Origin of the sequence: Pseudomonas sp. NFACC05-1 (genome assembly GCF_900100135.1) — a bacterium.
Classification (GTDB): Bacteria; Pseudomonadota; Gammaproteobacteria; order Pseudomonadales; family Pseudomonadaceae; genus Aquipseudomonas; species Aquipseudomonas fluorescens_Q.
This window is the reverse complement of record NZ_FMTR01000055.1, coordinates 1-1,430: the sequence shown is the minus strand read 5'-3', so window position 1 is coordinate 1,430 and position 1,430 is coordinate 1. Positions and strand designations below refer to the sequence as shown.

The window sequence follows — 1,430 nt, the reverse complement described above, 5'->3', positions numbered from 1 at the left end:
GGCTTGGAGCATACAAATTGCTTGGGTGTTATATGGTCAAGCCTCACGGGCAATTAGTACAGGTTAGCTCAACGCCTCACAGCGCTTACACACCCTGCCTATCAACGTCGTAGTCTTCGACGGCCCTTCAGGGGACTCAAGGTCCCAGTGAGATCTCATCTTGAGGCAAGTTTCCCGCTTAGATGCTTTCAGCGGTTATCTTTTCCGAACATAGCTACCCGGCAATGCCACTGGCGTGACAACCGGAACACCAGAGGTTCGTCCACTCCGGTCCTCTCGTACTAGGAGCAGCCCCTCTCAAATCTCAAACGTCCACGGCAGATAGGGACCGAACTGTCTCACGACGTTCTAAACCCAGCTCGCGTACCACTTTAAATGGCGAACAGCCATACCCTTGGGACCGGCTTCAGCCCCAGGATGTGATGAGCCGACATCGAGGTGCCAAACACCGCCGTCGATATGAACTCTTGGGCGGTATCAGCCTGTTATCCCCGGAGTACCTTTTATCCGTTGAGCGATGGCCCTTCCATACAGAACCACCGGATCACTAAGACCTACTTTCGTACCTGCTCGACGTGTCTGTCTCGCAGTCAAGCGCGCTTTTGCCTTTATACTCTACGACCGATTTCCGACCGGTCTGAGCGCACCTTCGTACTCCTCCGTTACTCTTTAGGAGGAGACCGCCCCAGTCAAACTACCCACCATACACTGTCCTCGATCCGGATAACGGACCTGAGTTAGAACCTCAAAGTTGCCAGGGTGGTATTTCAAGGATGGCTCCACGCGAACTGGCGTCCACGCTTCAAAGCCTCCCACCTATCCTACACAAGCAAATTCAAAGTCCAGTGCAAAGCTATAGTAAAGGTTCACGGGGTCTTTCCGTCTAGCCGCGGATACACTGCATCTTCACAGCGATTTCAATTTCACTGAGTCTCGGGTGGAGACAGCGCCGCCATCGTTACGCCATTCGTGCAGGTCGGAACTTACCCGACAAGGAATTTCGCTACCTTAGGACCGTTATAGTTACGGCCGCCGTTTACCGGGGCTTCGATCAAGAGCTTCGCGTTAGCTAACCCCATCAATTAACCTTCCGGCACCGGGCAGGCGTCACACCCTATACGTCCACTTTCGTGTTTGCAGAGTGCTGTGTTTTTAATAAACAGTCGCAGCGGCCTGGTATCTTCGACCGGCGTGGGCTTACGCAGCAAGTGCTTCACCCTCACCGGCGCACCTTCTCCCGAAGTTACGGTGCCATTTTGCCTAGTTCCTTCACCCGAGTTCTCTCAAGCGCCTTGGTATTCTCTACCCAACCACCTGTGTCGGTTTGGGGTACGGTTCCTGGTTACCTGAAGCTTAGAAGCTTTTCTTGGAAGCATGGCATCAACCACTTCGTCACCCAAAGGGTAACTCGTCATCAGCTCTCGGCCTTA

Annotated in this window: 1 rRNA gene; it reads right to left on the bottom strand. The window is 53.5% G+C overall.

Going from position 1 to position 1,430, the window contains the following annotated elements:
* Positions 1–32: 32 nt before the first annotated feature.
* Positions 33–1,430: ribosomal RNA gene (locus tag BLO97_RS30430) — 23S ribosomal RNA — on the bottom strand; the annotation flags it as partial.